This is a genomic window from Nocardioides aromaticivorans (assembly GCF_013408525.1).
Taxonomy (GTDB): domain Bacteria; phylum Actinomycetota; class Actinomycetes; order Propionibacteriales; family Nocardioidaceae; genus Nocardioides; species Nocardioides aromaticivorans.
Genome location: NZ_JACBZM010000001.1, coordinates 4736592 through 4762770, shown reverse-complemented (window position 1 = coordinate 4762770; position 26179 = coordinate 4736592). Strand labels below are relative to the sequence as shown.

Genomic DNA, 26179 nt, shown 5'->3' with positions numbered 1-26179 from the left:
CGGCGGCGGGAGGCGCGCCGGACGCGACATGGGGGTCGAGATGGCAGACCAGACGGTTCACGACGCTCCGCCGGCGGGGCGTTCCCAGCACGCTGTACGGCGGCTGCTGCTCGCCGGTGCCGCCGCGGCGCTGGTCGTCAGCGGCGCGGTGGTCACGGCCGGGTCGTCCCAGGCCGAGCTGCCGCTCGGCGGCGTACCCGAGGCGACCTGCGCGGCCGGCGACCTCACCGAGACCGCCGAGCAGGGCCGCGTCCCGAAGGCCGACTACGAGTCCGGACGCGCGGCCCGGGGCTACCGCTGCAACACCGTGCAGGTCGGCCACCACGGCAAGCGCTCCGTGCTCGGCTCGGGCGGCTTCAAGGTGCAGCGGTACACCGATGTCACCGGCCGCACCTGCGCCTACTACGACTCGGCGCTGATGGTCGGCCTCAACGTCCCCGGCCTGCTCACCGGAGGTGCCGGGCTCGGCGTCGTCGTGCTCGACATGACCGATCCCGCCAAGCCGGTGAGGACGGCCAACCTGATCACCCCGGCGATGCTGCAGCCGCACGAGTCGCTGCTCGTCAACCAGAAGCGGGGCCTGCTCGCGGCCGTGATGGGCACGCTGGCCACGGCGCCCGGCGTCCTCGACGTGTACGACGTCAGCCGCGACTGCCGCAAGCCGCGCCTCATGTCCACGACGCTCTCCGGCGTGATGGGCCACGAGAGCGGGTTCGCCCCGGACGGCAAGACCTTCTGGACCGCCGGCGCGGCCGGCTTCACCCTCACCGCGGTCGACCTCACGGACCCGCGCCGCCCGCGGACGCTGAAGACGAAGACGGGCGTGGTCTACCACGGCCTGCGCCTGTCCGGCGACGGCCGCACCATGTACGTCGCGAACATCGGCAGCCCCAGCGGCCGCGACGCGAACTTCCTCGACGGTGCCGGCCTGGACATCCTCGACGTGTCGGACGTCCAGGACCGCCGCGCCAACCCGCAGATCCGCACGCTCTCGCGGCTCACGTGGGAGGAGTCGTCGATCCCGCAGGTGGCGGAGCCCTTCGTCCGCGGCGCGCGGCGCTACGTCTTCGAGGTCGACGAGTTCAGCGACCTGTTCGGCGACATCACGAAGTTCAACTCCGCCACCAGCCCGGTCGGCGCGGCCCGGATCATCGACGTGACCGACCCGCGGGCGCCGGTCGTCGTGTCCAACGTGCGCCTCGACGTGCACGACCCGGCGATCCGCGCCGACGTCATGAAGGACCCCGGGGCGTCGTCGATCGTGCGCAGCTACACCGGGCACTACTGCTCGGTGCCGACGCGCTCGAACCCCCGGATCGCGGCCTGCTCGATGATCGGCTCCGGGCTCCGGCTCTTCGACATCTCCGACCTGGCCCACCCGCGCGAGGTCGGCTACTTCAACCAGCCGGGTCCCGACGGCGCCTCGGCGATGTCGCAGCCGGCGTGGGACATCGCCCGCCGGCAGGTCTGGTACACCGACACCGACGAGGGCTTCTTCGCGGTGGGTCTGCGGGGCCGCGCGGCAGCCCTGCTGCCCTGATTCTGAGCAGCCGTACTCAACCGCACGGAGCTCCCAGCCTCGACGATCGGGCTCATGAACACCACCCAGCGCCGTACCCCCGTCCGCACCGTCCTCCTCGCCGTCCTCCTCGCCGTCACCGGCACGGCCCTGACCGCCTGCGGCAACTCCGTCGACGCGCAGATCGTCGGTTGGGCGGGCATCGGCGTCGACGACGAGGGCCGGGCGGTGGCCGTCGTCCGGGTCTGCGACGGCGAGGTCGACACGATCGAGCTGCTGGGCGATCGCACCGGCCTCGATGACGACGAGCCGAACCCGGTCCTGGGCACGTGGCGGGCCGACCGTGGACGGACGGGCACCGTGGAGCTGACCCTCGACGGCCGTCAGGACGGCTGGACCGGCCCCGAGGCGCCCGAGCTCGAGGACGGCCGGACCTATGTCCTGAACGCGTCCGACTCGGGCGCCGACGCCGAGGCGAGCCAGGTCTCGTTCACGCCCGACCAGCTGCGCGACCTCGACGCCGACCAGGTCGTCGTCGCCGACGGCTCCGTCGAGGACCGCTCGACCCTCGACCACTGCGACGACGAGTAGCCCCCGCGTCAGCGGTACGACGTCCCGCGGGACGCGCGCAGCCATGCGGTCCCGGGCGCCGGCACCCCGCCGGCGGCCAGCGCGCGCTTGAGCACCTTGTTGGTGGCGGTCCGCGGGAGGTCGGCCACGACCTGCACGTAGCGCGGCCAGGCCTTCGACGAGAGGTCGTCCTGGTCGGCCAGGAACTCCTCGAGCTCGGTGGGCGTGAGCGACCCACGCAGGACGAGTGCCGCGGCGACCTGGTCGCCGACCTTCTCGTCGGGCACGGCGTACACGGCCGCCTCGGCGACGGCGGGGTGTCGGAGCAGGATCCGCTCGATCGGTGCCGCGGCGAGGTTCTCGCCGTCGACTCGTAGCCAGTCCCCGGTCCGGCCGGCGAAGTAGACCCAGCCGTCGGCGTCGCGGTAGGCGAGGTCGCCGGACCAGTACATCCCGCCGCGCATCCGCTCGGCCTCGGCGTCGTCGTCGTTGTAGTAGCCGGCGAAGGCACCGCGACCGGTGGTGTTGACCAGCTCGCCGATCGCCTCGTCCGGGTTGGTGAGGCGCCCGGTCGCGTCGAAGACGGCATCAGGCGTCTCCTCGGCGGTCTCGCTGGACAGCACCTTGATCCCGTCGAGCGGCAGGCCGAGGCTCCCGGCGGGCATCCCCGGGCGGCGCTGCACGATGACGGCGTTCTCGGTGGACGAGTACGAGTCGACGACCTCGCACCCGAACCGCTCCGCGAAGGCCGCGATGTCGCCCTCGTTGGCCTCGTTGCCGAACACCAGGCGCAGCGGGTTGTCGGCGTCGTCGGGCCGCTCGGGGGTGGCCAGGACGTAGGTCAGCGGCTTGCCCACGTAGTTGGCGTAGGTCGCGCCGAAGTCGCGTACGTCGGGAAGGAAGCCGCTCGCCGAGAACGGTGCGACCGCGAACGCAGCCCCGGTCGTGAGGGCCGGCGCCCACCCGGCCATGACCGCGTTGGAGTGGAACAGGGGCATCGCGATGTAGTGGACGTCGTCCGGGGTCAGCCCGAGCCGGCCGACGAGGTGGGTGCCGGGACCGGTGATCTTCTCGTGGGTCACCCGGACGGCCTTGGGCGAGCCACTGGTGCCGCTGGTGAAGATCAGCATGAAGAGGCTGTCCGGCGCCGGATCGGCGACCGGCGGCGCGACGGTCTCCCTGCTGCGCAGCGCGCCCAGCGCCACGTCGAGGGAGTCGACGACCAGCTGGCAGTCGGCCCTGGCGGCGTCGGCCTCGAGGGCCTCGCCGCGGCGGGTCGAGTTCAGCCCGACGAGCACGTGGCCGCCGAGGCCGGCCGCCGCGAGGTGCAGCGCGAAGGCCGGCCCGTTCGGCAGCAGCACGCCGACGTGCGGGGGTCGCGCTGGGTCGAGCCGCGACCCGAGCTCCGCTGCGAGGCGGGCCGCGGCGGCGACGTACTCACGCCACGACAGGGAGGCGACGGATCCTGCCTCCCGCCAGCGCAGTGCCGGACGGTCGTCCTCGGCGCGGGCGAGAAGCAGGTCCCGGACGGTCACGCGAAGGAGCGGCCGATGGCGAGAGCCTGCTCGGTGGCGCCCCCGAAGAGGAACTCGAACCGCTTGCCGCTGGTGAAGTAGCGGTGCGCCTCGCCGTCGAGGTCGATCCCGACGCCGCCGTGCACGTGGACGGTGGTGTGGGCGATCCGGTGGCCCGCGTCGGCGGCCCAGAGCTTCGCGGTCGCGACCTCGGTCTCGGCCGGGAGACCCTCCTGCAGGCGCCAGATCGCCTGCCAGAGCGTCAGGCGCTGGCCGAGGACGTCGATGAAGCCGTCGGCGAGGCGCTGCGACACCGCCTGGAAGGTGCCGATCGGGCGGCCGAACTGCTCGCGGGTCTTGGCGTACTCCGACGTCAGGCGCAGGGCGCCCTCGGTGACGCCCAGCTGCTCGGCCGCCGACAGCGCGACCAGGAGCTGGTTCAGGCGGGACGTCGTCTCGGCCCCACCGATCCGGGTGCTCGCGGCGTTCGTGAGCGTGACCAGCGCGGCGACGTCGCCGTCGCTGGTCTTCTGCGCCTGCCGCTCGACACCGGTCGCCGTCGCGTCGACGAGGTACACGCCCGGGCCGTCGGGCCCGGTCGCGGTGACGAGCAGCGCGTCGGCGGCCATGCCGGCGCGCACGAGGGTCTTGGTGCCGGTGAGCGCGCCTTCGGCGTCCGCCGTGGCGGTCGGCGAGGCGGGCAGGTGCGCCCGCTCCTCGGCGACGGCGGCGGCGTACAGCAGCGACGGGTCGACCGCGTCGCCGAGGACGCTGATGCAGGCGGCGTGGACCGCCAGCGGCACCGGCGCGACGCGCCTGCCGCACTCGACCAGCACGCGCGCGAGCATGATCAGGTCGAGCTCGGTCCAGTCGAAGGCATCGCCGAGCGTGGCCCAGAGCTCGCGGTCGAACCGGTCGCCGCCGGCCTCGACCTCCTTGAGCCGCTCGTTGGTGGTCTTGTCGGCGAGGATCTGCGCCGCCAGCTCGGCGGCCTCGTCCTGCTCGGGGGTGAAGAGAAAGTCCATGTCAGCTCCTCAGGCTCGCTTGGCGGCAGGCAGGCCGAGGCCGACGTAGCCGATGATGTCGCGCTGGATCTCGTTGGTGCCGCCACCGAAGGTCATCACCAGGGACGACCGGTGGAAGCGCTCGAGGCGCCCGGCGAGGGCGGCGCCGGGGGAGTCGCCGGTGATGCCGGCGTGCGGCCCGACGATCTCCATCAGCGAGCGGTAGACCTCCGTCGCCAGCTCGGAGCCGTAGATCTTGGTGGCCGACGCCTCGGCCGGCGACAGCGCGACGCCGTGGTCGGCGTCGGCGGCGAGCTTCCAGTTGATGAGCGACAGCGCCTCGACCCGGGCGTGCGCCCGGCCGAGGGCGATCTGCACCCACTCGGTGTCGATGACGCGGCGGCCGTCGGGGTTGCGGGTCTCGGCGGCCCAGTCCTTCACGAGCTGGAGCGAGTGGACCAGGGGAGCGGCCGAGGTGAGCGCCACCCGCTCGTGGTTGAGCTGGTTGGTCATCAGCGCCCAGCCGCCGCCGCGCTCGCTGACCAGGTTGGAGGCCGGGACGCGGACGTCGGAGTAGTAGGTCGCGGAGGTGCCGACACCGGCCACCGTGTGCACCGGCGTGTACGACACGCCCGGCGCGTCGGCCGGGACGAGGATCATCGAGAGGCCCTTGTGGCGCGGGGCGTCGGGCTCGGTGCGGCAGGCCATCCAGAGCCAGTCGGCGTACTGGATGAGGGAGGTCCACATCTTCTGGCCGTTGATCACCCACTCGTCGCCCTCGAGGGTCGCCTTCGTCTTCAGCGATGCGAGGTCGGTGCCGGAGCCCGGCTCGGAGTAGCCGATCGAGAAGTGCAGCTCGCCGGCGAGGATCTTCGGGAGGAAGTACTCCTTCTGCTCGTCGCTGCCGAAGCGCATGATCGTCGGGCCGACGGTGTTGAGCGTCAGGTAGGGGATCGGCACGCCGGCGATGGCGGCGACGTCGGTGAAGATCAGCTGCTCCACCATGGAGCGCGCCTGGCCGCCGTACTCCTTCGGCCAGCCGATGCCGAGCCAGCCGTCCTTGCCGATCTGGCGGATGACGTCCTTGTAGACGCCGGCCTCGCCGAACTCGCCGGTGGCCGAGGCCAGCCCGGCGCGGATCTCGGGGGTGACGAGCTCGGCGAAGTACGCGCGCAGCTCCTCGCGCAGCGCTACCTGCTGCGGCTCCAGGTCGATGTGCATCGGCTCTCCTGTGACGATGATTTCAGGCGGGTCGGGCCGCCTGGTTGTTGTCACCCTAACGCCAAAACTGTAACGTGTTCTACATGAGCGACAGCCGACTTCTCGATCAGGGCACCGCGCCGATCCGCTTCGCGCGTGGGTGGCACTGCCTGGGACTGGCCTCGGACTTCTCCGACGGCAAGCCGCACGCCGTCCACGGCTTCGGCACCAAGCTCGTGGTGTGGGCCGACAGCTCGGGTGAGCTCAACGTGCTGGACGGCTACTGCCGCCACATGGGCGGCGACCTGACCCAGGGCGAGGTCAAGGGCGACAACGTCGCGTGCCCCTTCCACGACTGGCGCTGGGGTGGCGACGGCAAGTGCAAGGAGATCCCGTACGCGCGCCGGGTGCCGCTGCGGGCGCGGACCCAGCGCTACGAGACCGTCGTGCGCAACGGCCAGCTGCTCATCTGGCACGACCCCGAGGGCTCGGCCGCCGACCACGACATCCTGCCGCCCGAGCTGCCGGACGTGATGACCGACAAGTACACGCCGTGGTCGTGGCACACCCGGGAGATCAACGGCTCCCACTGCCGTGAGCTCATCGACAACGTCGCGGACATGGCGCACTTCTACTACGTGCACTTCGCCTTCCCGACCAGCTTCCGCAACATCTTCGACGGCCACACCGCGACCCAGTTCATGGAGTCGAAGGGCCGCCCCGACACGATGGGCGGCGGGTACGGCGACGAGAACTCGACGCTCAAATCGGAGGCCACCTACTACGGGCCGTCGTACATGATCAACTGGCTCGAGGTCGACTACAAGGGCTTCATCACCGAGGTCATCCTCATCAACTGCCACATCCCGACCGGCCCCGACTCGTTCACGCTCCAGTACGGCATCAGCGTGCGCAAGCCGGAGGGCCTGGACGAGAAGACGTGCAACTACATCGCCGAGCGCTACACCGAGTCCTTCGGCGACGGCTTCCTCCAGGACGTCGCCATCTGGGAGAACAAGGTCGCCGTGCAGAACCCGCTGCTGTGCGAGGAGGACGGCCCGGTCTACCAGCTGCGCCGCTGGTACGAGCAGTTCTACGTCGACGTCGCCGACATCAAGCCCGAGATGGTCGACCGCTTCGAGTTCGAGGTCGACACCACCAAGGCCAACGAGTACTGGCACGCCGAGGTCGCCGAGAACCTCGCCAAGCGTGCGGCCGACGAGGCCGCCGCGCCCGCGGACGCCTGACCGGCGGCTGACATGGCTTCCTTCGTCCCGACCAGCGAGGAGACCCTCGCCGACCTCCGGCGCTACACCGAGGAGCGCCTCGTCGAGGTGGCGTGCATGGACTGCCTGGCCCGGGTCCGGGTCAAGAAGAACAGCGACCACCACACCTCCGTGCAGTGGACTGGACAGTCGAGGTCCGATTGTCAAGAGTTCCAGCGACGAGGCGAAGCGCCCGCTGGGCGGGACATGCACAAGCCGTGCCCTCGTCTGATGGCTAGCATCGATGGGGCCGTTCGGGACGGGGTCGTCCCGGTCGGAGCGCACGACGGGTACTGAGCCCCGCCAAATGTCGTCTTTCTACAGGGGAGTTCCGTGGACATCGAGTCCTTCGTCCTGGATGTCGTCGGTGTGGTCGAGGAGACCGCCGACGCCAAGTCGATCAGCTTCGCCGTGCCGGCCGGCGCGGAGGACACGTTCGACTACAAGCCGGGCCAGTTCCTGACCGTCGCCGTCCCGAGCGACCAGACCGGGATCGCCGCCCGCTGCTACTCCCTGTCCAGCAGCCCGCACGACGGTGGCCCGCTCACCGTCACCGTCAAGCGCACCGCCGACGGCTACGCGTCGAACTGGATCTGCGACAACCTGTCGGTGGGTGACACGCTCCGGGTCCTCCCGCCGTCGGGCATCTTCACGCCCGCCTCGCTCGACGCCGACCTGCTGCTCTTCGCCGGTGGCTCGGGCGTGACCCCGATCATGTCGATCACCCGCACGGCGCTCGCGCACGGCTCCGGCAGGATCGTCGTCTTCTACGCCAACCGTGACGAGAAGTCGGTCATCTTCGCCGACGAGCTCACCCGGCTCGCCCAGGAGTTCCCCGACCGCCTGCAGGTCATCCACTGGCTCGAGTCCGTCCAGGGCCTGCCGACCGAGGCCCAGATGAAGGCCTTCTCGTCTCAGTACGGCGGCTACGACTCCTTCGTGTGCGGCCCGGCGCCCTTCATGAAGATGGTCACCACCGTCCTCAAGGAGCTCGAGGTCCCGCGCAGCCTGCGCCACCAGGAGAAGTTCGTCTCGCTCGGCGGCAACCCGTTCGGCGACATCGCCGAGGTGCAGGCGGCCGAGGAGGAGATCGCCCTCGCCGAGTCGGACGAGGACGGCTCCGCCGCCGACGTGTTCGCGGACGGCCCGACCGGGCCGGTCAAGGTCGAGGTCGAGCTCGACGGCGAGGAGTTCACGTTCGACGACTGGGACCCGCGCACCAAGCTGCTCGACTTCCTCGAGTCGAAGGGCGTCAAGGCGCCGTACTCGTGCCGCGAGGGCGAGTGCTCCGCCTGTGCCATCCGGCTGCTCGAGGGCGACGTCAAGATGATCTACAACGACGTGCTCGACAAGGACGACCTGGACGACGGCATCCGGCTCGGCTGCCAGTCGGTCCCGCTCACCGACCACGTCAAGGTCACGTACAGCTGAACTGGCGCGAGCGCGTCGCCAGATCGAAGGCGGCGCGCAGACCCTTCGGACCCACGCTTGCCTCCGATGCGGCTTCGCCGCGGTGGCGCCACGCTGCCGCGCGCGCAGTCGGGATGGGTGCGTGGTTGCGGCTGTCGGGCGGCAAGACAGCCCTGCGGGAGGTCGGATGGCGGCTGCCATGCCGGGTACCTCCGCGGAATGCCGACCGTCGAGCGCACGATCACCGTCGAGAGGCCGGTCCAGGCCATCTGGACCTACCTCACCGACTTCACCACCACCGAGCAGTGGGACCCGCCCACCGTCTCCACCGTCTGCACCTCGGGTGACGGCGGCGTCGGGACGACGTACCACAACGTGAGCCGCCTGCTCGGCCGCGAGGTGGCGGTCGACTACGAGGTGGTGCAGTACGAGCCGTACCGGGTCTTCGAGCTGACGGGGACCGCGAACGGGATGGACCTTCGCGACACGATCAGCTTCGCGTCCGGCCCGGAGACGACGACGGTCACCTACCGCTCGGAGTTCAGGCCGAAGGGCGCGGCGAAGCTGGCGACGCCTCTCCTCGCGGGCGGCATCGAGCTGCTCGGGACCCGGGTGGCGGCCAGTCTCGAGGAGCACCTGCTCGCCCTCTGAGCCCGCCGCCGCGCTCAGCCCAGCTTCGCCGCCAGGCGGGTGGCCGTCATGTGCGCGATGGACTCGATGGAGATCATCGGGTTGACGCCCGAGGCGGTCGGGAAGCAGGACGCGTCGGCGACGTACAGGCCCTGGACGTCCCACGTCTGGCCGTCGGGGTCGACGGCCGAGCCGGCGGCGGAGCCGCCCATCCGGGCGGTGCCCATGATGTGCAGCGCCGCGAGCGCCATCGTCGCCGGAGCCGCCCCTGCCGCGCGGAGATCGGCCTCGAAGGTCGCGACGGACCCACGCCGGCCGGGCTCGTAGCTGACGGTGCGGTGGTGGGTGGAGGCGATCCAGTCAGCGCCGGCGGACTCGGCGATGCGGGCCGCGCCGACCAGGCCCTGCACGAGGTGGTCGGTGTCGCGCGGGGAGAGCTGGTAGCGGACGACGGGCTCGCCGTCGCGGCCGATCCGGACGGTCCCGCCGGGGTCGCGGTCGCGCACGATCACGGCGACCCCGAGCGTGTGCTTGAGCTCCTCCATCCGGCGGCGGAAGTCGTCGGCGCCGCGCCAGTTCACGAAGCCGGTGCCGAAGGCAGGGGTCAGGGGAGCGGTCTCGTAGAGCACCCCGTAGCCGGTGCCGTCGAGGTCGGTGAGCGCGTCGACGTAGCGGCTCTGCATGGCGCCGACCCAGCCGTCGACCGGCTCGTCCATCCGGCCCCACACCGCCGTGGCGGGGTGCAGGCGCAGGTAGCGGCCGATGTTGGGGTTGGCCAGGCCACTGCGCTGCAGGAGCGCCGGTGTCTGGATGGCACCGGCCGCCACGACGACGGCACGGGCGCGCACCCTGACCCGGTGGCCCTCGGCCGTGCTGCCGACGACGCCGGTCGCGCGGCCGAAGCTGGTGCTCACCGTGCGCACCGAGACGCCGGTGAGGATCCGGGCACCGGCGGCAGCGGCGTCGGCGAGCCAGGTCTTGGCGGTCGACTGCTTGGCGCCGAGCCGGCAGCCCATCCCGCACCGCCCGCACTCGACGTCCTGGTCGCACCCGTCGACGTTGCGGGGCATCGCCGCGACGTCCCAGCCGAGGCCGCGGGCGCCCCGCTCGAGGATCGCGTCGCGCGGCGCGGCCTTGTCGTGGTCGGTGTTGACGCCGAGCCGGGCGCAGACGGCGTCCATCGAGGCGTCGTACTCGGGGCCGGAGAACTGCGTCGCACCGTGGGACGCCCACTCCGCGCGGACGTGGTCGGGGGTGCGGAAGGACGTCGTGTAGTTGACGACCGTGCCGCCGCCGAGTCCGCGCCCGGCGACCAGCTGGACCTGGCCCTCGGCCGTGGCCTGCGGTGCCAGCGCGTAGAGCTCGAGGAAGCCGGTCTCCTCGCCGCCGTCGAAGTGGCGCTCGTCGTGGAACCCGCCCGCTTCGAGTACGACGACGTCGAGCCCGGCCGCGGCGAGCACGCCCGCCGCCGTACCCCCGCCGGCGCCGCTGCCCACGACGACGACGTCGCACGACAGGTCGGTGTCGCGGGCGACGGGCAACGGGGTGATCGTCGCCGGCGGCGGGTCCGCGCGGACGCCGAGCGGACCGGGGAACCCGATGCCCTCCCACAGGGCCGGGCCGCCGGTCATGTAGTAGGGGAGCAGGGAGGCGCCCTTGAGTCCCTGGAAGAGGGCCCGCTTGGCGCCGACGCGCGAGTCGGAGAGCGACAGGAGGACGGCCTCGCGCTCGGCCTGGCTGAGCTGCGAGAACAGTCGCGGTCGCCCGGTCAGCGCGAGGCCGAGGGCACGGGTGTCCCACGCGTCGAGCAGGGCCTTGAGCTGGCGCACCTCGCCGGCGCGGGGGTTGGCCTCCGCGATCCGGAGCGCGAGCTCGTGGGAGCCGACCTCGGTGGGCGACGGGACGCCGTCGCCGCCGGTCGCGAAGGTGTCGGCGATGAGGCCCATCGCCCGGACCTGCCTCGGGGTGAACGCCATGGGCTGACACTAGGACCTCGGAATGGAGCGCCGCGAGGACTTGCCTGATAGCCTCGTCGTGTTGAAGGGGACCGATTCGTCGGCCCTGTCTTGACGCCGGGCCATCTCGCCGGCGTCCGGTTCACTGTTGTAGCTCCACCTGGTCATTCCACGAGGCGCGTTCAGTTGGCTTCAGCCCGCGCGTCCAATCCGGTTCGCGTGGCTTCCGGGATGACACACAAGGAGCAGAAAAATGGCACAGGGCACCGTGAAGTGGTTCAACGACACCAAGGGCTTCGGCTTCATCGCGCAGGACGGCGGCGGCGCCGACGTGTTCGTTCACCACACCGGTATCGCCGGCAGCGGCTTCAAGTCGCTCGCCGAGGAGCAGCGCGTCGAGTTCGACGTGACGCAGGGCCAGAAGGGCCTGCAGGCGGAGAACGTCCGCGCGATCTGATCTCCCAGATCACCTCGATCAGCTGATCGGCCTGTCGGGGCCGGGTGGCACAGTTCGTCGCATGACGAGCGTGCTGCCCGGCCCCGACGGCGTTCTGCGCTGTGCGTGGGCGACCTCCGCCCCGGAGTTCCCCGCCTACCACGACACGGAGTGGGGCTTCCCGGTCGTGGACGACCAGCGCCTCTTCGAGAAGGTCAGCCTCGAGGGCTTCCAGTCCGGCCTCAGCTGGCGCACCATCCTGGTGAAGCGCCCGGCCTTCCGCGCGGCGTTCGCCGACTTCGACCCGTCCGTCGTCGCAGGCTATGACGAGGAGGACGTCGCCCGCCTGCTCGCCGACGCGGGGATCGTCCGCCACCGCGGCAAGATCGAGGCGGTGGTCAACAACGCCGGCCGCGCGCTGGACCTCGTGGCGGAGCGCGGCTCGCTCGCCGCCTACTTCTGGTCCTTCGAGCCCGACCTCGCCGAGCTGGGGGAGCCGCAGACACTTACCACCTCGCCCGCCGCGATCGCGATGTCGAAGGACCTCAAGAAGCGCGGGTGGAGGTTCGTCGGGCCGACGACGGCGTTCGCGTTCATGCAGGCCATGGGGCTGGTCAACGACCACGCCGAGGGCTGCGTGACCCGCGACGAGGTGGCGAAGGCGCGGGCGGGGTTCACGCCCCCGGCGTGACGGGCGGCGCCTCGACCACCCAGATCGTGTTGCCGTCCGCGTCGCTGACGGAGAACATCAGCGGCACCGGGCCCTCCCCGCCCATGAGCTCGCCGACCGCGACGCCCGCCTGCTCGAGCCGGTCGCGCTCGCCCCGGACATCGGTGGCCTCCACCCCGACGGCGCCGCCGCCGGGCGCCGAGCCGTCCCAGGCGACATTGAGCGCCAGCACCGCGACCGAGCCGGGCGGAGCGACCTCGACCCAGCGCCCGGCGGTGTCGCCCTCGCCGAAGCCGACATCGGAGCGCAGCTCCCAGCCCAGGGTGTCGGTGTAGAACCCGACCGCGGCGTCCTGGTCGGCGACGGTGAACATGGCGGTGGCGAGCGAGGTCACGGAGGTCACGCGGCGAGCGTGCCACAACCGCCGGGTCGCTGAGTAGGGTCGTCGTTCTCGTCGTCCTACGGGACCCGGTTGTCGCTCCCACGGTGGCGGAGCCGCGATGTCATACGTTGCGAGCCCCCGGGCGACCGATTCGCATGACGTCCCGGAGATTCCTGCTGGTCTGGGGCGGGATGTCATACGGAGCGGCCGCCGGGGCGACCCTTTCGTATGACGTCCCGCCCCAGCTCCGGCTCAACTGGACGAACGGTCGAGCGGCCAGAGCAGCGCCAGCGTGTCCGGCACGAACTCCTCCCGCTCGACCATCGCGCGCAGCTCGGCCACCGGGACCCATGCGCCCCAGGCGACCTCCTCGGCCTGCCAGGTGATCGGGCCGTCGTACACGCAGGTGAAGCAGAACGCGTGGTACGACGTGTGGTCGTCGGCGTAGTCCGCCTCGCCCAGCGGCTCCAGCGGGACCCCGGTGACGCCGAGCTCCTCCTCGGCCTCGCGGACCGCGGCGTCGTACGGCGCCTCGCCGACCTGCAGCACCCCGCCCGCGGCGAAGTCGTGGCGGCCGGGGAAGACGTCCTTGGTGTCGGTGCGCCGGTGCACGTAGACGTCACCGACGCTGTTGCGCACCACGACCGCGGTCGCCGCGTGGCGGAGGTTGCGCGCACGCATCTCGCGGCGGGTGACCACCTCGCCGGAGGGGCGGCCCGACTCGTCGTACAGGGGGACGAGCTCGTCGCCGGGGCTGCTCACCAGCCGCGCTCGCGCCACTCCGCGAGGTGCGGCCGCTCGTTGCCGAGGGTCGAGTCGTTGCCGTGGCCGGGGTAGAACCAGGTGTCGTCCGGGAGGGTGCCGAACAGCTTGGTCTCGACGTCGTCGATGAGCGTCGCGAAGGCGGCGGCGTCGCCGAAGGTGTTGCCGACCCCGCCCGGGAAGAGCGAGTCGCCGGTGAACAGGTGGCCGTGGCCCTCGGGGTCGCGGTAGAGCAGGCAGATCGAGCCGGGGGTGTGGCCGGTGATCCGGATGATCTCGAGCGTGCAGTCGCCCACGGTGACGGTGTCGCCGTCGACGACCCGGCGGTCGATCGGGACCGTGGTCTGCTCGATGATCGCGTCCGCGTCGGGCTCGCCGGCGACGGTGGTGGCCCCGGTCAGCTTCACGAGCTCGGCGAGGCCGCGGTGGTGGTCCCAGTGCTGGTGGGTGGTGGCGATCGTGGCGATCGCGCCGTCGGCGACCTGGAAGAGGGTCTCCGGCTGGTCCGCCGCGTCGATCAGGAGGTTCTCGCCCGTCGAGCGGCAGGTGAGGAGGTAGCAGTTGTTCGACATCTTCTCGTCGACCGCCAGCTTGGTGATCGTCAGCGCCGGCAGCTCGCGTACGTCGGGTGCGCCTCCCGGCGTCACCTCTCCGGTGTAGGTCATCGTCCCTCCATCGTCGGCAGCGTCCCGTTCGTGCTGGACAGTACCGACCCCGGGTCGCGGCCCGTCGCCCACCACGCGAGCGCACCGAGCGGGCCGCTCACCGTCGGCGACGTCGCGTCGGTCTCGCCGAAGGTCCACCGGGCCGGTTCGTCGGTGGCGACGGCGTGGAAGCCGGGACCGCGGTACTGCCGTGCGTCGTTGCTGAGGAAGGACATCGCGTTGTCCGGTGGCCAGTCGGAGGCGGTGTAGCCCGCGTCCAGGTCGGCGTGGTGGATCTCGACCTCCCGCAGCCGGAGGAAGGGTACGGCGCGTCCGGGCACCACGCGGCCGCCCGGGGTCCGCTCGAAGGTCGCGTCCTTCGGCAGGCCGTCGGCGACGGCGACCACGTCGGCGAACGCGGCGACGGCCGTGCGCAAGCGCTCCCGGACGGCCGCCGGTGAGGTGCCCGCGACGGCCACGAGGTCGTCGATGTCCTGGTCGCGCGCCTCGTCGGAGCGGTACATCGTCGTCGGCACGCCGTCCCGGAACCCGCGGAGCACGCCGGCCAGCGCCTCCGCGTTGAGCGCGAGGTGGGCGATCACGTGGGCGCGCGACCAGCCCGTGCAGTGGCTGGGCCCGGACCAGGCGCTGTCGGGGAGGCGGTCGACCGTGTGCAGCAGCCGCTGCGTCGCGGCCTGGACGTGGAGGGTCACGTCCCCATCATGCCGCTGAAATGTGGTTGTCGGCGGTGGGTGAGAGGGTGGATCCCTGCGTGGCGGCTTGCCTCCACGCCGTACCATGGCGAACACTTGTTCGATTCCGTCAAGACCAGCAAGGGACCCGGTAGTGCAGGATCAGCTGATCATCCGTGGGGCGCGCGAGCACAACCTCAAGGACGTGTCGATCGACCTCCCGCGGGACTCGCTCATCGTGTTCACGGGCCTCTCCGGCTCGGGCAAGTCGAGCCTCGCGTTCGACACGATCTTCGCCGAGGGCCAGCGCCGCTACGTCGAGTCGCTGTCGGCGTACGCCCGGCAGTTCCTCGGCCAGATGGACAAGCCCGACGTCGACTTCATCGAGGGCCTCTCGCCGGCCGTCTCGATCGACCAGAAGTCCACGTCGAAGAACCCCCGCTCGACCGTCGGCACGATCACCGAGGTCTACGACTACCTGCGCCTGCTCTACGCCCGCGCGGGCCGGCCGCACTGCCCGACCTGTGGCGCGCCGATCGAGCGGCAGACGCCCCAGCAGATCGTCGACCGGATGATGGCGCTCGAGGAGGGCACCCGCTTCCAGGTCCTCGCGCCGGTCGTGCGCGGGCGCAAGGGCGAGTTCGTCGAGCTGTTCCGACAGCTCCAGACGCAGGGCTTCTCCCGCGCCCGTGTCGACGGCGAGACCCACAGCCTCGACAACCCGCCGACGCTCGACAAGAAGTACAAGCACACCATCGACGTCGTGGTCGACCGGCTCGCGGTCAAGGAGACGGCCAAGCGCCGGCTCACCGACTCGGTCGAGACCGCGCTCGGGCTGGCCGGGGGCCTCGTCGTCTTCGACATGGTCGACAGCGGCCAGGAGCTGAAGTTCTCCGAGAAGATGGCGTGCCCCAACGAGCACCCGATCGAGACCGACGACCTCGAGCCGCGCTCGTTCTCGTTCAACTCGCCCTTCGGTGCCTGCCCGTCCTGCACCGGCCTCGGCACCCGGATGGAGGTCGACCCCGAGCTGGTCGTGCCCGACCCGACCGCGACGCTGGCCGAGGGCGCCCTGCAGCCGTGGAGCCACGCCCACGTCGCCGACTACTTCGGCCGCCTGCTGATCGCGCTCGGCGAGGAGCTCGGCTTCGACGTCGACACCCCGTGGGAGCAGCTGCCCCCGCGGGCGCAGAAGTCGATCCTCGAGGGCCACCCGACCAAGGTCCACGTCGTCACCCGCAACCGCTACGGCCGCGAGCGGTCCTACTACGCCGACTTCGAGGGCGTGCGGACGTACGTCGAGCGCCGGCACCGCGAGGCGGAGAGCGACACCAGCCGCGAGCGCTTCGAGGGCTTCATGCGCGAGGTCCCGTGCCCCGTGTGCCACGGCAGCCGGCTCAAGCCGGTGTCGATGGCGGTCACCCTCGGCCCCAAGGACGGCCCCAACGGCGGTGGCAAGAACATCGCCGAGGTGTGCGCGCTGCCGATCAACGAGGCAGCGGCCTACCTCAGGGACCTCGACCTGTCGGCCCGCGAGCGCCAGATCGGTGAGCGCGTGCTCAAGGAGATCCAGGAGCGGCTCAACTTCCTCCTGGACGTGGGCCTCGACTACCTCTCGCTCGACCGGCCGTCCGGCTCGCTGTCCGGCGGCGAGGCGCAGCGGATCCGGCTCGCCACCCAGATCGGTGCCGGCCTCGTCGGCGTGCTCTACGTGCTCGACGAGCCGTCGATCGGGCTGCACCAGCGCGACAACCAGAAGCTGATCGAGACCCTGGTCCGGCTCAAGGACCTCGGCAACACGCTCATCGTCGTCGAGCACGACGAGGACACCATCCGCGTCGCCGACTGGGTCGTCGACATCGGCCCGGGGGCCGGCGAGCACGGGGGACAGGTCGTCCACTCGGGCACGGTCAAGGGCCTCCTCGAGCACCCCGACTCGATGACCGGGCAGTACCTCTCCGGTCGCCGCGAGATCCCGGTCCCGGCCGTGCGCCGTCCGCGGACCGTCGGCCGCGAGCTCAAGGTGCACGGCGCCCGCGAGCACAACCTGAAGAACGTCGACGTGAGCTTCCCGCTCGGCGTCTTCTGTGCGGTCACCGGCGTCTCGGGCTCCGGGAAGTCGACGCTGGTCAACGACATCCTCTACACCTCGCTGGCCAAGCAGATCTACAACGCCCGCGCGATCCCCGGACGGCACCAGAAGATCACCGGTCTCGAGCACGTCGACAAGGTGATCCACGTCGACCAGTCGCCGATCGGCCGCACCCCGCGGTCCAACCCGGCGACGTACACGGGGGTGTTCGACCACGTCCGCAAGCTGTTCGCGCAGACGCCCGAGGCGAAGATGCGCGGCTACCAGCAGGGCCGGTTCTCGTTCAACGTCAAGGGCGGCCGCTGCGAGGCGTGCGCCGGTGACGGCACGATCAAGATCGAGATGAACTTCCTGCCCGACGTCTACGTCCCGTGCGAGGTGTGCCACGGCGCCCGCTACAACCGCGAGACGCTCGAGGTCCACTACAAGGGCAAGACCATCGCCGAGATCCTCGACATGCCGATCGAGGAGGCGCTGGAGTTCTTCGCGGCCGTGCCGGCCATCGCGCGGCACATGAAGACCCTGGTCGAGGTCGGCCTGGGCTATGTCCGGCTCGGCCAGCCGGCGACCACCCTGTCCGGCGGCGAGGCCCAGCGGGTCAAGCTCGCCGCGGAGTTGCAGAAGCGGTCCACGGGGCGCACGGTCTATGTGCTCGACGAGCCCACCACCGGCCTGCACTTCGAGGACATCCGCAAGCTGCTCGGCGTGCTGTCCAGCCTGGTCGACAAGGGCAACACAGTGCTGGTGATCGAGCACAACCTCGACGTCATCAAGACCGCCGACTGGCTCATCGACATGGGGCCCGAGGGAGGCTCGCGCGGTGGCACGGTCGTCGCCGAGGGCACCCCCGAGGACGTCGTCGCCGTGGCGGCCAGCCACACCGGACAGTTCCTCAAGCCGCTGCTCGACGGCCGCGGGGCGAAGCAGCCCGGCGCGCCGAAGCGGGCGCCCAAGGCGGAGGTCCCGGCCAAGAAGGCAGCCGTGAGGAAGGCGCCGGCGAAGAAGGCAGCGGCGAAGAAGACCACGACGCGGACGCCACGGAAGGCCGCGGCGAGCTCATAGGGTCCCCTCAGGAAGGGCCCGTAGCCTGAGCGCCATGACGGCCCCCCTGAGCAGGCGACGCGCACTCACCGGAGCAGCGACCCTCGGCGTCGGCGTCCCCCTTCTCGCTGCGTGCGGCGACGACGGGGAGGCGACGGCGAACGACCCCGCCAGCAGCGACCCCACCAGCGCACCGACCTCGGCGGCGACCACCGAGACCGCCGACGGGGCCACCAGCCAGGCTCCCGCGGCCGGCGGGCTCGTCGCGACCGCGGACGTGCCGGTGGGCGGCGGCGTCGTGCTCAAGGACGACGAGCTGGTGGTCACCCAGCCGGCCGAGGGCGAGTTCAAGGCGTTCACCGCGATCTGCACCCACCAGGGCTGCCTTGTGGGCTCCGTCTCCGACGGCACGATCCACTGCCCGTGCCACAGCAGCACGTTCTCCGCCGCGGACGGCTCGGTCGAGGGCGGGCCGGCCACGGCGCCGCTCGCGGAGGTCGCGGTCAAGGTCGACGGCGACCAGGTGGTGAAGGCGTGACGGGGCCGGTCGTCCACCGCCGCATCGTCTTCTCGGGCCTCGGGGCCCTCGGCGTCGCGGTCGCACTCGCGGGCTGCGCCGGGAGCGGCGACGACGGCGGATCGACGCCCACCGTCGACGCGGGTGCCGAGCTGGCCTCGACCAGCGAGGTGCCGGTCGGTGGTGGGATCATCCTCACCGAGCAGAAGCTGGTGATCACCCAGCCGACCGAGGGCGAGTTCAAGGCGTTCACTGCGGTGTGCACCCACCAGGGCCTGCTGGTCACGTCCGTCGAGGACGGGACGATCAAGTGCGCCAACCACGGCTCGTCGTACTCCGCGGAGACCGGTGAGGTCGAGGGCGGTCCCGCCCCGTCCGCACTGGCGTCGGTCGAGATCGACGTTCAGGGCGACAAGATCCTCGCTGCCTGATCCGCCCGGAGCGCCTCGTCGCGCCACCGCTCGTCGCGGACGGCCGGTCGTCGGTCGAGCCGTTCGTCGAGCAGGCGCCGCGCCTCGTCGTACCGTCCGGCGCGGAGCAGTGCGGCGATCCGGGCCTCCTCGACGATCTCGCGCTGCGCGTCGGACCCACCGAGCCGCCAGACCTGCGGGGCGAGGGCGGCCAGCCGGTCCGCGCCCTCGCTCCAGCGTCCGCCCGCCATCAGCCGCAGTGCGCGGGCGAGCGGCGCGACGACCTCGCGGTGGGTGGCGCCGTCGTGGCCGTCGCACCAGCGGGCCAGCCGGTCGAGCCCGGCGGCGTCGTCGACCGCCAGGAGGGTGACCGCGGCGTGCATGCCGAGGAAGGCCGTCGACGGCTGCTCGAGGACGGCGGTCCCGGTGAGCGCGACGACCTCGTCCAGCGGAGGTACGACGGCGCCGCCCGGCGTCAGTGCCCAGCGGACCAGCAGCGATCCGGTGTCCACCAGCGCCCGGCAGCCGACGGCGTGGCGCGGCTGGAGCTGCTCGTCGTAGCGGCGGCGTACGGCGGCGACGTCGCCGAGGGAGAGCTCGTGGAGCGCGGCGTGCCACGAGAAGTGGGTGAGGCTGTCGGTGGCCGCACCGTCGCCGAGCACCCACGAGTCCATCCAGGCCAGTCCCGCGGCGTGGTCGCCCGTCTCGTAGTGCGCGTGGGCGCGGGCGTGCGCCGCATGGCCGCCGGAGGGCTCCACCGCGAGGGACCGGCAGGCGAGGTCCATCGCGTCGTCGAAGCGGCGCTGCTCCTGCCGCACGAACGCCATCAGCCCGTTGATCCACGCATCGTCGCCGTAGGCCGGTGCTGCGGCCTCGACGATCCGCCACGCCTGCTCGGGCAGGTCGGTGACGCCCGCGAAGGCGATCGTCGGCATCGCGACGGAGAGCAGCACCGCGTCCCTCGGGTACGACGCCAGGTGGGCCACCAGCGGGCCGGGGTCGCCCTGGAGGTGCCGGTCGACGGCGTGCACGTGGCTGCGCTCGCGCTCCGTCGCGCGCTGCGCGTGCAGCCTGGCGTCGGCGAGGCGGGCCCGGACGTCGACCTGCACGCACATCTCGTGCCCGAGCAGCGCCAGCGTCGCGTGCCCGAGGGCGAAGGTCGGGTCGAGTGCGATCGCGGTGGCGAACCGGGTGGCGGCGCCGGAGCGCAGGCGCAGCAGGTCGCGGACACCGTCGACGTAGGCATCGGCAGCGGGCCGGCTGGTGGTCAGGGGGTAACCGTAGGAGTCGCGACAACCCATAACCACAGTAAACCACCTGACATTCCCTAGTAAGGCGTTGTCGGCGCCGATCCGTAGGGTGGAGGGCGTGCCCGACCCGTTGAGCTACCGGCCCAAGCCGGGGGAGATCCCGACGGAGCCGGGGGTCTACCGGTTCCGCGACGCGAAGGGCCGGGTCATCTACGTCGGCAAGGCGAAGAGCCTGCGGGCCCGCCTGTCGTCGTACTTCCAGGACATCGGCAACCTGCACCCGCGCACCGCCACGATGGTCACCACGGCCGCGTCGGTCGAGTGGACGGTCGTGAAGACCGAGGTCGAGGCGCTGCAGCTGGAGTACTCCTGGATCAAGGAGTTCGACCCGCGCTTCAACGTGAAGTACCGCGACGACAAGTCCTACCCGTGGCTCGCCGTCACGGTCTCGGACGAGTTCCCCCGGGTGATGGTCGGTCGCGGGGCCAAGCGCCGCGGCACCCGTTACTTCGGGCCCTACAGCCACGCGTGGGCGATCCGCGAGACCGTCGACATCCTGCTCCGCGTCTTTCCGATGCGCTCGTGCACCAACGGCGTGTTCAAGCGGTCCAGCCAGATCGGCCGGCCCTGCCTGCTCGGCTACATCGACAAGTGCTCGGCGCCGTGCGTCGGCAACATCTCGCCCGAGGACCACCGGGCGATCGTCGACGACTTCTGCGAGTTCATGGCCGGGCGGACGCGACCGTTCATGAAGCGCATCGAGCAGGAGATGTACGCCGCCAGCGACGCGCTGGACTTCGAGAAGGCGGCGCGCCTGCGCGACGACCTGGGCGCGATGCAGAAGGCCCTCGAGAAGCAGGCCGTCGTGTTCGGCGACGGCTCGGACGCCGACGTGATCGCGATCGCCGAGGACCCGCTCGAGGTCGCCGTGCAGGTGTTCTACGTCCGCGGCGGGCGGATCCGCGGCCAGCGCGGGTGGGTGGCCGACCGCACGGACGACGGCGACACCTCCTCGCTGGTCGAGCACTTCCTGCTGCAGCTCTACGCCGGCGTCGCCGCCGAGGACGCCCGCGACGCCGTACCCCGCGAGATCCTGGTCCCGCAGCTGCCACCCGAGGCGGCGACGTGGGAGCAGCTGCTCTCCGACCTGCGGGGCTCGCGGGTGGAGATCCGGGTGCCCCAGCGCGGCGACAAGAGGACGCTGCAGGAGACGGTGGCGCGCAACGCGACGGAGTCCCTGGCGTTGCACAAGACCAAGCGGGCGAGCGACCTGACCACCCGCAACCTGGCGCTCGCCGAGATCGCCGAGGCGCTCGACCTCGAGGAGGCGCCGCTGCGGATCGAGTGCTACGACGTCTCGCACATCCAGGGCACCGAGATCGTCGCGTCGATGGTCGTCTTCGAGGACGGCCTGGCTCGCAAGGGGGAGTACCGCCGCTTCGTGATCCGCGACCAGGAAGGCTCCGACGACGTCGCGGCGATGCACGAGGTGATCACCCGCCGCTTCCGCCGGCTGCTCGACGAGCAGGCCCGCTCGGAGCTGAAGCCCGGCGACCCGGAGACCGGCAGCGGCCCGATGCTGGTCGATCCGGACACCGGCCGCCCCCGGAAGTTCGCCTACGCGCCCGGGCTGGTGGTCGTCGACGGCGGTGCGCCCCAGGTCGCCGCGGCGCAGCGCGCCCTCGACGAGCTCGGCATCGACGACATCCCGGTCTGCGGCCTCGCGAAGCGCCTGGAGGAGGTGTGGCTGCCCGGCGAGGAGGACCCGGTGATCCTGCCGCGCACCTCCGAGGGGCTCTACCTGCTGCAGCGGGTCCGCGACGAGGCCCACCGCTTCGCGATCACCCACCACCGCAACCGGCGGTCGAAGTCGATGGTCGAGTCCGTCCTCGACGGCGTGCCGGGCCTCGGCGAGGTCCGGCGCCGGACCCTGCTGCGCCACTTCGGGTCGCTGCGCAAGCTGCGGGCGGCGACGGTCGAGGAGATCGCCGCCGTGCCGGGGGTGGGCCCGCGCACCGCGAGCGCGATCAAGGACGCGCTGGACCGCGAGGACACCGGTGCCGCGGCCCAGAAGGCGGGCCGGGCGAAGACTGCACCACAATGACGTCCATGAGTGAGAGCACGCCCGGCCAGCTCGTGGTGGTGACCGGCATGACCGGCGCCGGCCGCAGCACCGCCGCGAAGGAGCTCGAGGACCTCGGCTTCTTCGTGGTCGACAACCTGCCACCGAGCCTGCTGGCCGACGTCGTACGCCTCGTCGACGAGAGCCACGGACCGGCCCAGCCCGTGGCCGTGGTCGTCGACGTCCGCTCGGGTGAGTTCTTCCAGAGCCTGCGCAGCGTCCTCGCCCACGGTGCGACCGGTCGCGACACGACCCTCGTCTTCCTCGACGCCGTCGACGAGGTGCTCGTCCGGCGGCAGGAGGCCGCCCGGCGGCCGCACCCGCTGCAGCACGGCGGTCGCCTCCTCGACGGCCTCCAGCGCGAGCGCGTCGTGCTCGGCGACCTCCGTTCCGAGGCCGACCTCGTCATCGACACCAGCAACCTCAACGTGCACCAGCTGACCGACCGGATCGCCGACGCCTTCGGCAACGAGGAGGCCACCCGGCTGCGGGTCAGCGTGATCAGCTTCGGCTTCAAGTACGGCATCCCGGTCGACGCGGACTATGTCGCCGACATGCGCTTCCTGCCCAATCCGCACTGGGTCCCCGAGCTGCGCCCGCGCACCGGCCAGGACGGCGAGGTGTCGTCGTACGTTCTGGGCCGGCCGGGGGCCGAGGAGTTCCTGGATGCCTACGTGCCCCTCCTCACCGGTGTCGCCGAGGGCTACCTGCGCGAGGGCAAGCGCTTCATGCGCGTGGCCATCGGCTGCACCGGCGGCAAGCACCGCAGCGTGGCGATGACCGAGGAGATCACCCGCCGCCTGCGCGACCAGGGCTTCGTCGCCCGCGCGATCCACCGCGACCTCGGCCGTGAGTGACCAGCGCGCCCAGGCAGTGGTGGCGCTCGGGGGAGGCCACGGCCTGCACGCGTCGCTCAGCGCCCTCCGGCACCTGCTCGACGACCTGACCGTCGACACGCTCACCGCGGTCGTCACGGTGGCCGACAACGGCGGCTCGTCGGGCCGGCTGCGCGGCGAGTTCGGCGTCCTGCCGCCGGGCGACCTGCGGATGGCCCTCGCCGCCCTCTGCGGTGACGACGAGTGGGGCGACACCTGGGCCCGCGTCCTCCAGCACCGCTTCGAGGGTGACGGGGAGATGCGCGGCCACGTCGTCGGCAACCTGCTGATCGTCGGTCTCTGGGAGCTCCTCGGTGACCACGTCGACGCGCTCGACTGGGTCGGTCGGCTCCTCGGCGCCCGCGGTCGGGTGCTGCCGATGGCGCTCACCCCGATGGACATCACCGCCGAGGTGCGCGGTCTGGTGCCTGGTGACCCCGATGCCCTGACGTCGGTGCGCGGCCAGGTGGAGGTCGCCACGACCGACGGGGTGATCGACTCGATCGCCCTCGACCCGGCCGCGCCCGAGGTGAGCCCGGCGGTGATCGACGCGATCACCGGCGCCGACTGGGCCGTGCTGGGGCCGGGCTCCTGGTTCACCTCCGTGCTGCCGCACCTGCTGGTGCCGGCGCTGCGCGAGGCCCTCGTCCGCACGGACGCGCGCCTGGTCGTCGTGCTCAACCTCGACGAGCAGGAGGGGGAGACGCCCGGCTTCGGGCCGGCCGACCACCTGCGGGTCCTCGCCGAGCACGCACCCGACCTACACATCCACACCGTGCTCGCCGACACCGGCTCGGTCGGGGGAGACCTGCACGAGCTGGAGGAGATGGTCCACGCCCTCGGCGCCCGGCTGGTCGTCGACGACGTCGCCGCCGATGACGGTACGCCGCGCCACGACCCCGTGAAGCTGGCGGCGGCGTACTCCCGGATCTTCGGCGGGCGCTGAGCTCTCCGGAGTCATGACGATCACGTCGTCGTCGCCGTCGGGGGTTGTTGACCAACGTGGCAGGATCGGGCGCATGGCGATGACGGCACAGGTGAAGGCGGAACTGGCCAGTACCCCGGTCACCAAGGCGTGTTGTCGCAAGGCGGAGGTCGCCTCGACCCTGCGCTTCGCGGGCGGGCTGCACATCGTCGGCGGCCGGATCGTGGTCGAGGCAGAGCTCGACACGGGTGCGGCCGCTCGCCGCCTGCGCAAGGACATCTCCGAGATCTACGGCCAGTCCTCCGACGTCGTGATGGTGCAGGGCAACGGCCTGCGCAAGGGCAGCCGCTACATCGTGCGCGTCGCCAAGGACGGCGAGGCGCTGGCCCGCCAGACCGGGTTGCTCGACCAGCGCGGCCGTCCGGTCCGCGGCCTGCCGCCCGCGGTCGTGTCCGGTGGTGCCTGTGACGCGGTCGCCGCCTGGCGTGGGGCCTTCCTCGCGCACGGCTCGCTCACCGAGCCCGGCCGTTCGTCCTCCCTCGAGGTGACCTGCCCCGGCTCCGAGGCGGCGCTCGCGCTGGTCGGCGTGGCCCGCCGGCTCGGCATCCAGGCCAAGGCCCGCGAGGTGCGTGGCGTCGACCGCGTGGTGATCCGCGACGGCGACGCCATCGGGCAGCTCCTCACCCGGCTCGGTGCCCACGAGACGCTGATGGCGTGGGAGGAGCGACGGATGCGTCGCGAGGTCCGCGCGACCGCCAACCGGCTCGCCAACTTCGACGACGCCAACCTGCGCCGCTCCGCGCGCGCCGCCGTCACTGCCGGTGCGCGGGTCGAGCGGGCGATGGAGATCCTCGGCGAGGAGGTGCCCGACCACCTGCGGATGGCGGGGGAGCTGCGTCTCCAGCACAAGCAGGCCTCGCTCGAGGAGCTCGGGCAGCTGCACGACCCGGTGCTCACCAAGGACGCGATCGCGGGCCGGATTCGTCGGCTCCTCGCGATGGCCGACAAGCGTGCCGAGGACCTCGGCATCCCCGACACCGAGGCGTCCTTGACGCCGGAGATGCTGGCCGGCGACGCCTGAGGCGCCGGGCGGACGACGGAGTCCGCGACCGCGGTGGTGGCGCTGCCCCCTGCCCGGAATGTTGTTTTGTGTGGCTTTGTGTTGTTACCTGCCCGTATCGCGGACGGGGGGCGGCGCCGAACAGGGCGCCGAGGCTAGGGTCGTCAGTGGACGCATGATCTGCGTCACACCCTGACTCACCCAGCTGACACAAGAGGAGCAACAACGGTGACTGTCCGCGTAGGCATCAACGGATTCGGCCGGATCGGCCGCAACTTCTTCCGCGCAGTGCGAGCCAGCGGGGCAGACATCGAGATCGTCGGTGTCAACGACCTCACCGACAACGCCACGCTCGCGCACCTGCTGAAGTACGACTCCATCCTCGGCCCGCTCGACGCCGACGTCTCCTCGACGGAGGACGCGATCGTCGTCGGCGGCACGAAGATCAAGGCGTTCGCCGAGCGCGACCCGGCCGCCCTCGCCTGGGGCGACCTGGGTGTCGACGTCGTCGTGGAGTCGACCGGCTTCTTCACCGACGCCACCAAGGCGCGGGCTCACGTCGACGGCGGCGGGGCCAAGAAGGTGATTATCTCCGCGCCCGCCTCCAACGAGGACATCACGATCGTGATGGGCGTCAACCACGAGCTCTACGACGCCGCCGCCCACACGGTGATCTCCAACGCGTCGTGCACCACCAACTGCCTCGGCCCGATGGCGAAGGCGCTCAACGACGGCCTCGGCATCGAGCGTGGCCTGATGACGACGGTGCACGCCTACACCGCCGACCAGAACCTGCAGGACAACATCCACAAGGACCTGCGCCGCGCGCGGGCCGCCGCGCTCAACATCATCCCGACCTCGACGGGCGCCGCGAAGGCGATCGGCCTGGTCCTGCCCGAGCTCAAGGGCAAGCTCGACGGCTACGCCCTGCGCGTGCCCACCCCGACCGGCTCCCTGACCGACCTGTCCTTCGAGGCCTCGCGCGAGACCTCGGTCGAGGAGGTCAACGAGATCGTGAAGGCAGCCGCCGACGGCCGCTACCTCGTCTACTCCACCGACCCGATCGTCTCGTCCGACATCGTCACCAACCCGGCGTCGTGCATCTTCGACGCGCCGCTCACCAAGGTGATCGGCAACCAGGTCAAGGTCGCCGGCTGGTACGACAACGAGTGGGGCTACTCCAACCGCCTCGCCGACCTGATCACCCACGTCGGCGCGTCGCTCTGAACGCCAC

At 71.6% G+C, this 26179-nt stretch carries 24 protein-coding genes; 15 read left to right on the top strand and 9 right to left on the bottom strand.

The genetic code is table 11. The features are described from left to right. Positions 1 to 40: 40 nt before the first annotated feature. Positions 41 to 1540 (top strand): LVIVD repeat-containing protein, encoded by a 1500-nt coding sequence (locus tag BJ993_RS22865; RefSeq protein WP_179651445.1) that lies wholly within the window; start codon positions 41 to 43, stop codon positions 1538 to 1540. A 54-nt stretch (positions 1541 to 1594) separates the two neighbouring features. Continuing rightward, on the top strand, positions 1595 to 2110 hold the full coding sequence (locus BJ993_RS22860) for a hypothetical protein (RefSeq protein ID WP_179651443.1): 516 nt from the start codon (positions 1595 to 1597) through the stop codon (positions 2108 to 2110). 8 nt (positions 2111 to 2118) lie between these two features. Here BJ993_RS22860 and BJ993_RS22855 read toward each other — a convergent pair whose 3' ends face one another. The 3 genes from BJ993_RS22855 to BJ993_RS22845 are packed head-to-tail and all read right to left on the bottom strand — an operon-like array spanning position 2119 to position 5828. Then, a complete protein-coding gene (locus BJ993_RS22855; protein WP_179651441.1) occupies positions 2119 to 3624 on the bottom strand; it encodes an AMP-binding protein in 1506 nt (501 codons plus the stop codon). Further along, positions 3621 to 4628, bottom strand: coding sequence for an acyl-CoA dehydrogenase family protein (locus BJ993_RS22850; protein WP_179651439.1), 1008 nt, complete (start codon positions 4626 to 4628; stop codon positions 3621 to 3623). Before BJ993_RS22850 ends, BJ993_RS22855 begins: the two co-directional genes overlap by 4 nt. A 9-nt stretch (positions 4629 to 4637) precedes the next feature. Further along, on the bottom strand, positions 4638 to 5828 hold the full coding sequence (locus BJ993_RS22845) for an acyl-CoA dehydrogenase family protein (protein ID WP_179651437.1): 1191 nt from the start codon (positions 5826 to 5828) through the stop codon (positions 4638 to 4640). An 83-nt stretch (positions 5829 to 5911) separates the two neighbouring features. Between BJ993_RS22845 and BJ993_RS22840 the strand changes: the two genes are divergently transcribed. The 3 genes from BJ993_RS22840 (at position 5912) to BJ993_RS22830 (ending at position 9133) form a co-directional block, all read left to right on the top strand. After that, positions 5912 to 7054 (top strand): 3-ketosteroid-9-alpha-monooxygenase, oxygenase component, encoded by a 1143-nt coding sequence (locus BJ993_RS22840; protein ID WP_036545975.1) that lies wholly within the window; start codon positions 5912 to 5914, stop codon positions 7052 to 7054. 351 nt (positions 7055 to 7405) lie between these two features. After that, positions 7406 to 8503, top strand: coding sequence for a ferredoxin--NADP reductase (locus tag BJ993_RS22835; protein WP_179651435.1), 1098 nt, complete (start codon positions 7406 to 7408; stop codon positions 8501 to 8503). Between the two features lie 198 nt (positions 8504 to 8701). Then, complete coding sequence (locus tag BJ993_RS22830) at positions 8702 to 9133, top strand: SRPBCC family protein (protein WP_179651433.1); 432 nt, start codon at positions 8702 to 8704, stop codon at positions 9131 to 9133. 14 nt (positions 9134 to 9147) lie between these two features. On the opposite strand, the gene BJ993_RS22825 is transcribed toward BJ993_RS22830, so the two are convergent. Then, positions 9148 to 11088 carry a GMC family oxidoreductase gene (locus BJ993_RS22825; RefSeq protein WP_179651431.1) on the bottom strand — a complete coding sequence of 647 codons (1941 nt, stop codon included), beginning with the start codon at positions 11086 to 11088 and terminating at the stop codon, positions 9148 to 9150. Positions 11089 to 11320: 232 nt separating this feature from the next. On the opposite strand from BJ993_RS22825, the gene BJ993_RS22820 reads away from it, so the two are divergent. Beyond that, a complete protein-coding gene (locus BJ993_RS22820) occupies positions 11321 to 11524 on the top strand; it encodes a cold-shock protein (protein ID WP_036545964.1) in 204 nt (67 codons plus the stop codon). A 61-nt stretch (positions 11525 to 11585) separates the two neighbouring features. Further along, on the top strand, positions 11586 to 12194 hold the full coding sequence (locus BJ993_RS22815; protein ID WP_036545961.1) for a DNA-3-methyladenine glycosylase I: 609 nt from the start codon (positions 11586 to 11588) through the stop codon (positions 12192 to 12194). On the opposite strand, the gene BJ993_RS22810 is transcribed toward BJ993_RS22815, so the two are convergent. The 4 genes from BJ993_RS22810 to BJ993_RS22795 form a co-directional block, all read right to left on the bottom strand. Continuing rightward, a complete protein-coding gene (locus BJ993_RS22810) occupies positions 12178 to 12576 on the bottom strand; it encodes a VOC family protein (protein WP_308645686.1) in 399 nt (132 codons plus the stop codon). The two genes, BJ993_RS22815 and BJ993_RS22810, sit on opposite strands and share 17 nt — an antisense overlap. 231 nt (positions 12577 to 12807) lie before the next feature. Next, complete coding sequence (locus BJ993_RS22805; RefSeq protein ID WP_308645685.1) at positions 12808 to 13317, bottom strand: NUDIX hydrolase; 510 nt, start codon at positions 13315 to 13317, stop codon at positions 12808 to 12810. Continuing rightward, entirely contained in the window at positions 13314 to 13982 is a 669-nt protein-coding gene (locus BJ993_RS22800) for an MBL fold metallo-hydrolase (protein ID WP_179651430.1), read from the bottom strand. Before BJ993_RS22800 ends, BJ993_RS22805 begins: the two co-directional genes overlap by 4 nt. Next, positions 13979 to 14674: a maleylpyruvate isomerase family mycothiol-dependent enzyme gene (locus tag BJ993_RS22795; RefSeq protein WP_179651429.1), complete on the bottom strand. Its 696-nt coding sequence runs from the start codon at positions 14672 to 14674 to the stop codon at positions 13979 to 13981. Before BJ993_RS22795 ends, BJ993_RS22800 begins: the two co-directional genes overlap by 4 nt. Before the next feature lie 133 nt (positions 14675 to 14807). Between BJ993_RS22795 and uvrA the strand changes: the two genes are divergently transcribed. Genes uvrA through BJ993_RS22780 form a run of 3 tightly spaced genes read left to right on the top strand, consistent with a single transcriptional unit; the run spans position 14808 to position 18734 of the window. Beyond that, the gene (gene uvrA, locus BJ993_RS22790; RefSeq protein WP_179651428.1) at positions 14808 to 17807 is read left to right on the top strand and encodes an excinuclease ABC subunit UvrA; all 3000 of its coding nucleotides are present in this window, start codon (positions 14808 to 14810) and stop codon (positions 17805 to 17807) included. A gap of 34 nt (positions 17808 to 17841) precedes the next feature. Continuing rightward, positions 17842 to 18324: a Rieske (2Fe-2S) protein gene (locus tag BJ993_RS22785; protein WP_179651427.1), complete on the top strand. Its 483-nt coding sequence runs from the start codon at positions 17842 to 17844 to the stop codon at positions 18322 to 18324. Beyond that, complete coding sequence (locus tag BJ993_RS22780) at positions 18321 to 18734, top strand: Rieske (2Fe-2S) protein (RefSeq protein ID WP_051932299.1); 414 nt, start codon at positions 18321 to 18323, stop codon at positions 18732 to 18734. Before BJ993_RS22785 ends, BJ993_RS22780 begins: the two co-directional genes overlap by 4 nt. Here the strand turns inward: BJ993_RS22780 and BJ993_RS22775 are convergent. Beyond that, positions 18707 to 20014 (bottom strand): tetratricopeptide repeat protein, encoded by a 1308-nt coding sequence (locus BJ993_RS22775; RefSeq protein WP_179651426.1) that lies wholly within the window; start codon positions 20012 to 20014, stop codon positions 18707 to 18709. The two genes, BJ993_RS22780 and BJ993_RS22775, sit on opposite strands and share 28 nt — an antisense overlap. A gap of 67 nt (positions 20015 to 20081) precedes the next feature. Here BJ993_RS22775 and uvrC point away from each other — a divergent pair, with 67 nt between their 5' ends. The 5 genes from uvrC to gap all read left to right on the top strand — a co-directional run bounded on the left by uvrC (position 20082) and on the right by gap (position 26172). Beyond that, positions 20082 to 22067 (top strand): excinuclease ABC subunit UvrC, encoded by a 1986-nt coding sequence (uvrC, locus tag BJ993_RS22770; protein ID WP_051932318.1) that lies wholly within the window; start codon positions 20082 to 20084, stop codon positions 22065 to 22067. Between the two features lie 5 nt (positions 22068 to 22072). Further along, positions 22073 to 22942 (top strand): RNase adapter RapZ, encoded by an 870-nt coding sequence (gene rapZ / locus BJ993_RS22765; protein WP_179651425.1) that lies wholly within the window; start codon positions 22073 to 22075, stop codon positions 22940 to 22942. Beyond that, a complete protein-coding gene (locus BJ993_RS22760; RefSeq protein WP_179651424.1) occupies positions 22935 to 23906 on the top strand; it encodes a gluconeogenesis factor YvcK family protein in 972 nt (323 codons plus the stop codon). Before rapZ ends, BJ993_RS22760 begins: the two co-directional genes overlap by 8 nt. Positions 23907 to 23979: 73 nt before the next feature. Next, positions 23980 to 24966: a DNA-binding protein WhiA gene (gene whiA / locus BJ993_RS22755; protein WP_036545945.1), complete on the top strand. Its 987-nt coding sequence runs from the start codon at positions 23980 to 23982 to the stop codon at positions 24964 to 24966. A 207-nt stretch (positions 24967 to 25173) separates the two neighbouring features. Continuing rightward, positions 25174 to 26172, top strand: a complete 999-nt coding sequence (gap, locus tag BJ993_RS22750) for a type I glyceraldehyde-3-phosphate dehydrogenase (protein ID WP_179651423.1) — start codon at positions 25174 to 25176, stop codon at positions 26170 to 26172. The last annotated feature ends 7 nt before the right edge of the window (positions 26173 to 26179 follow it).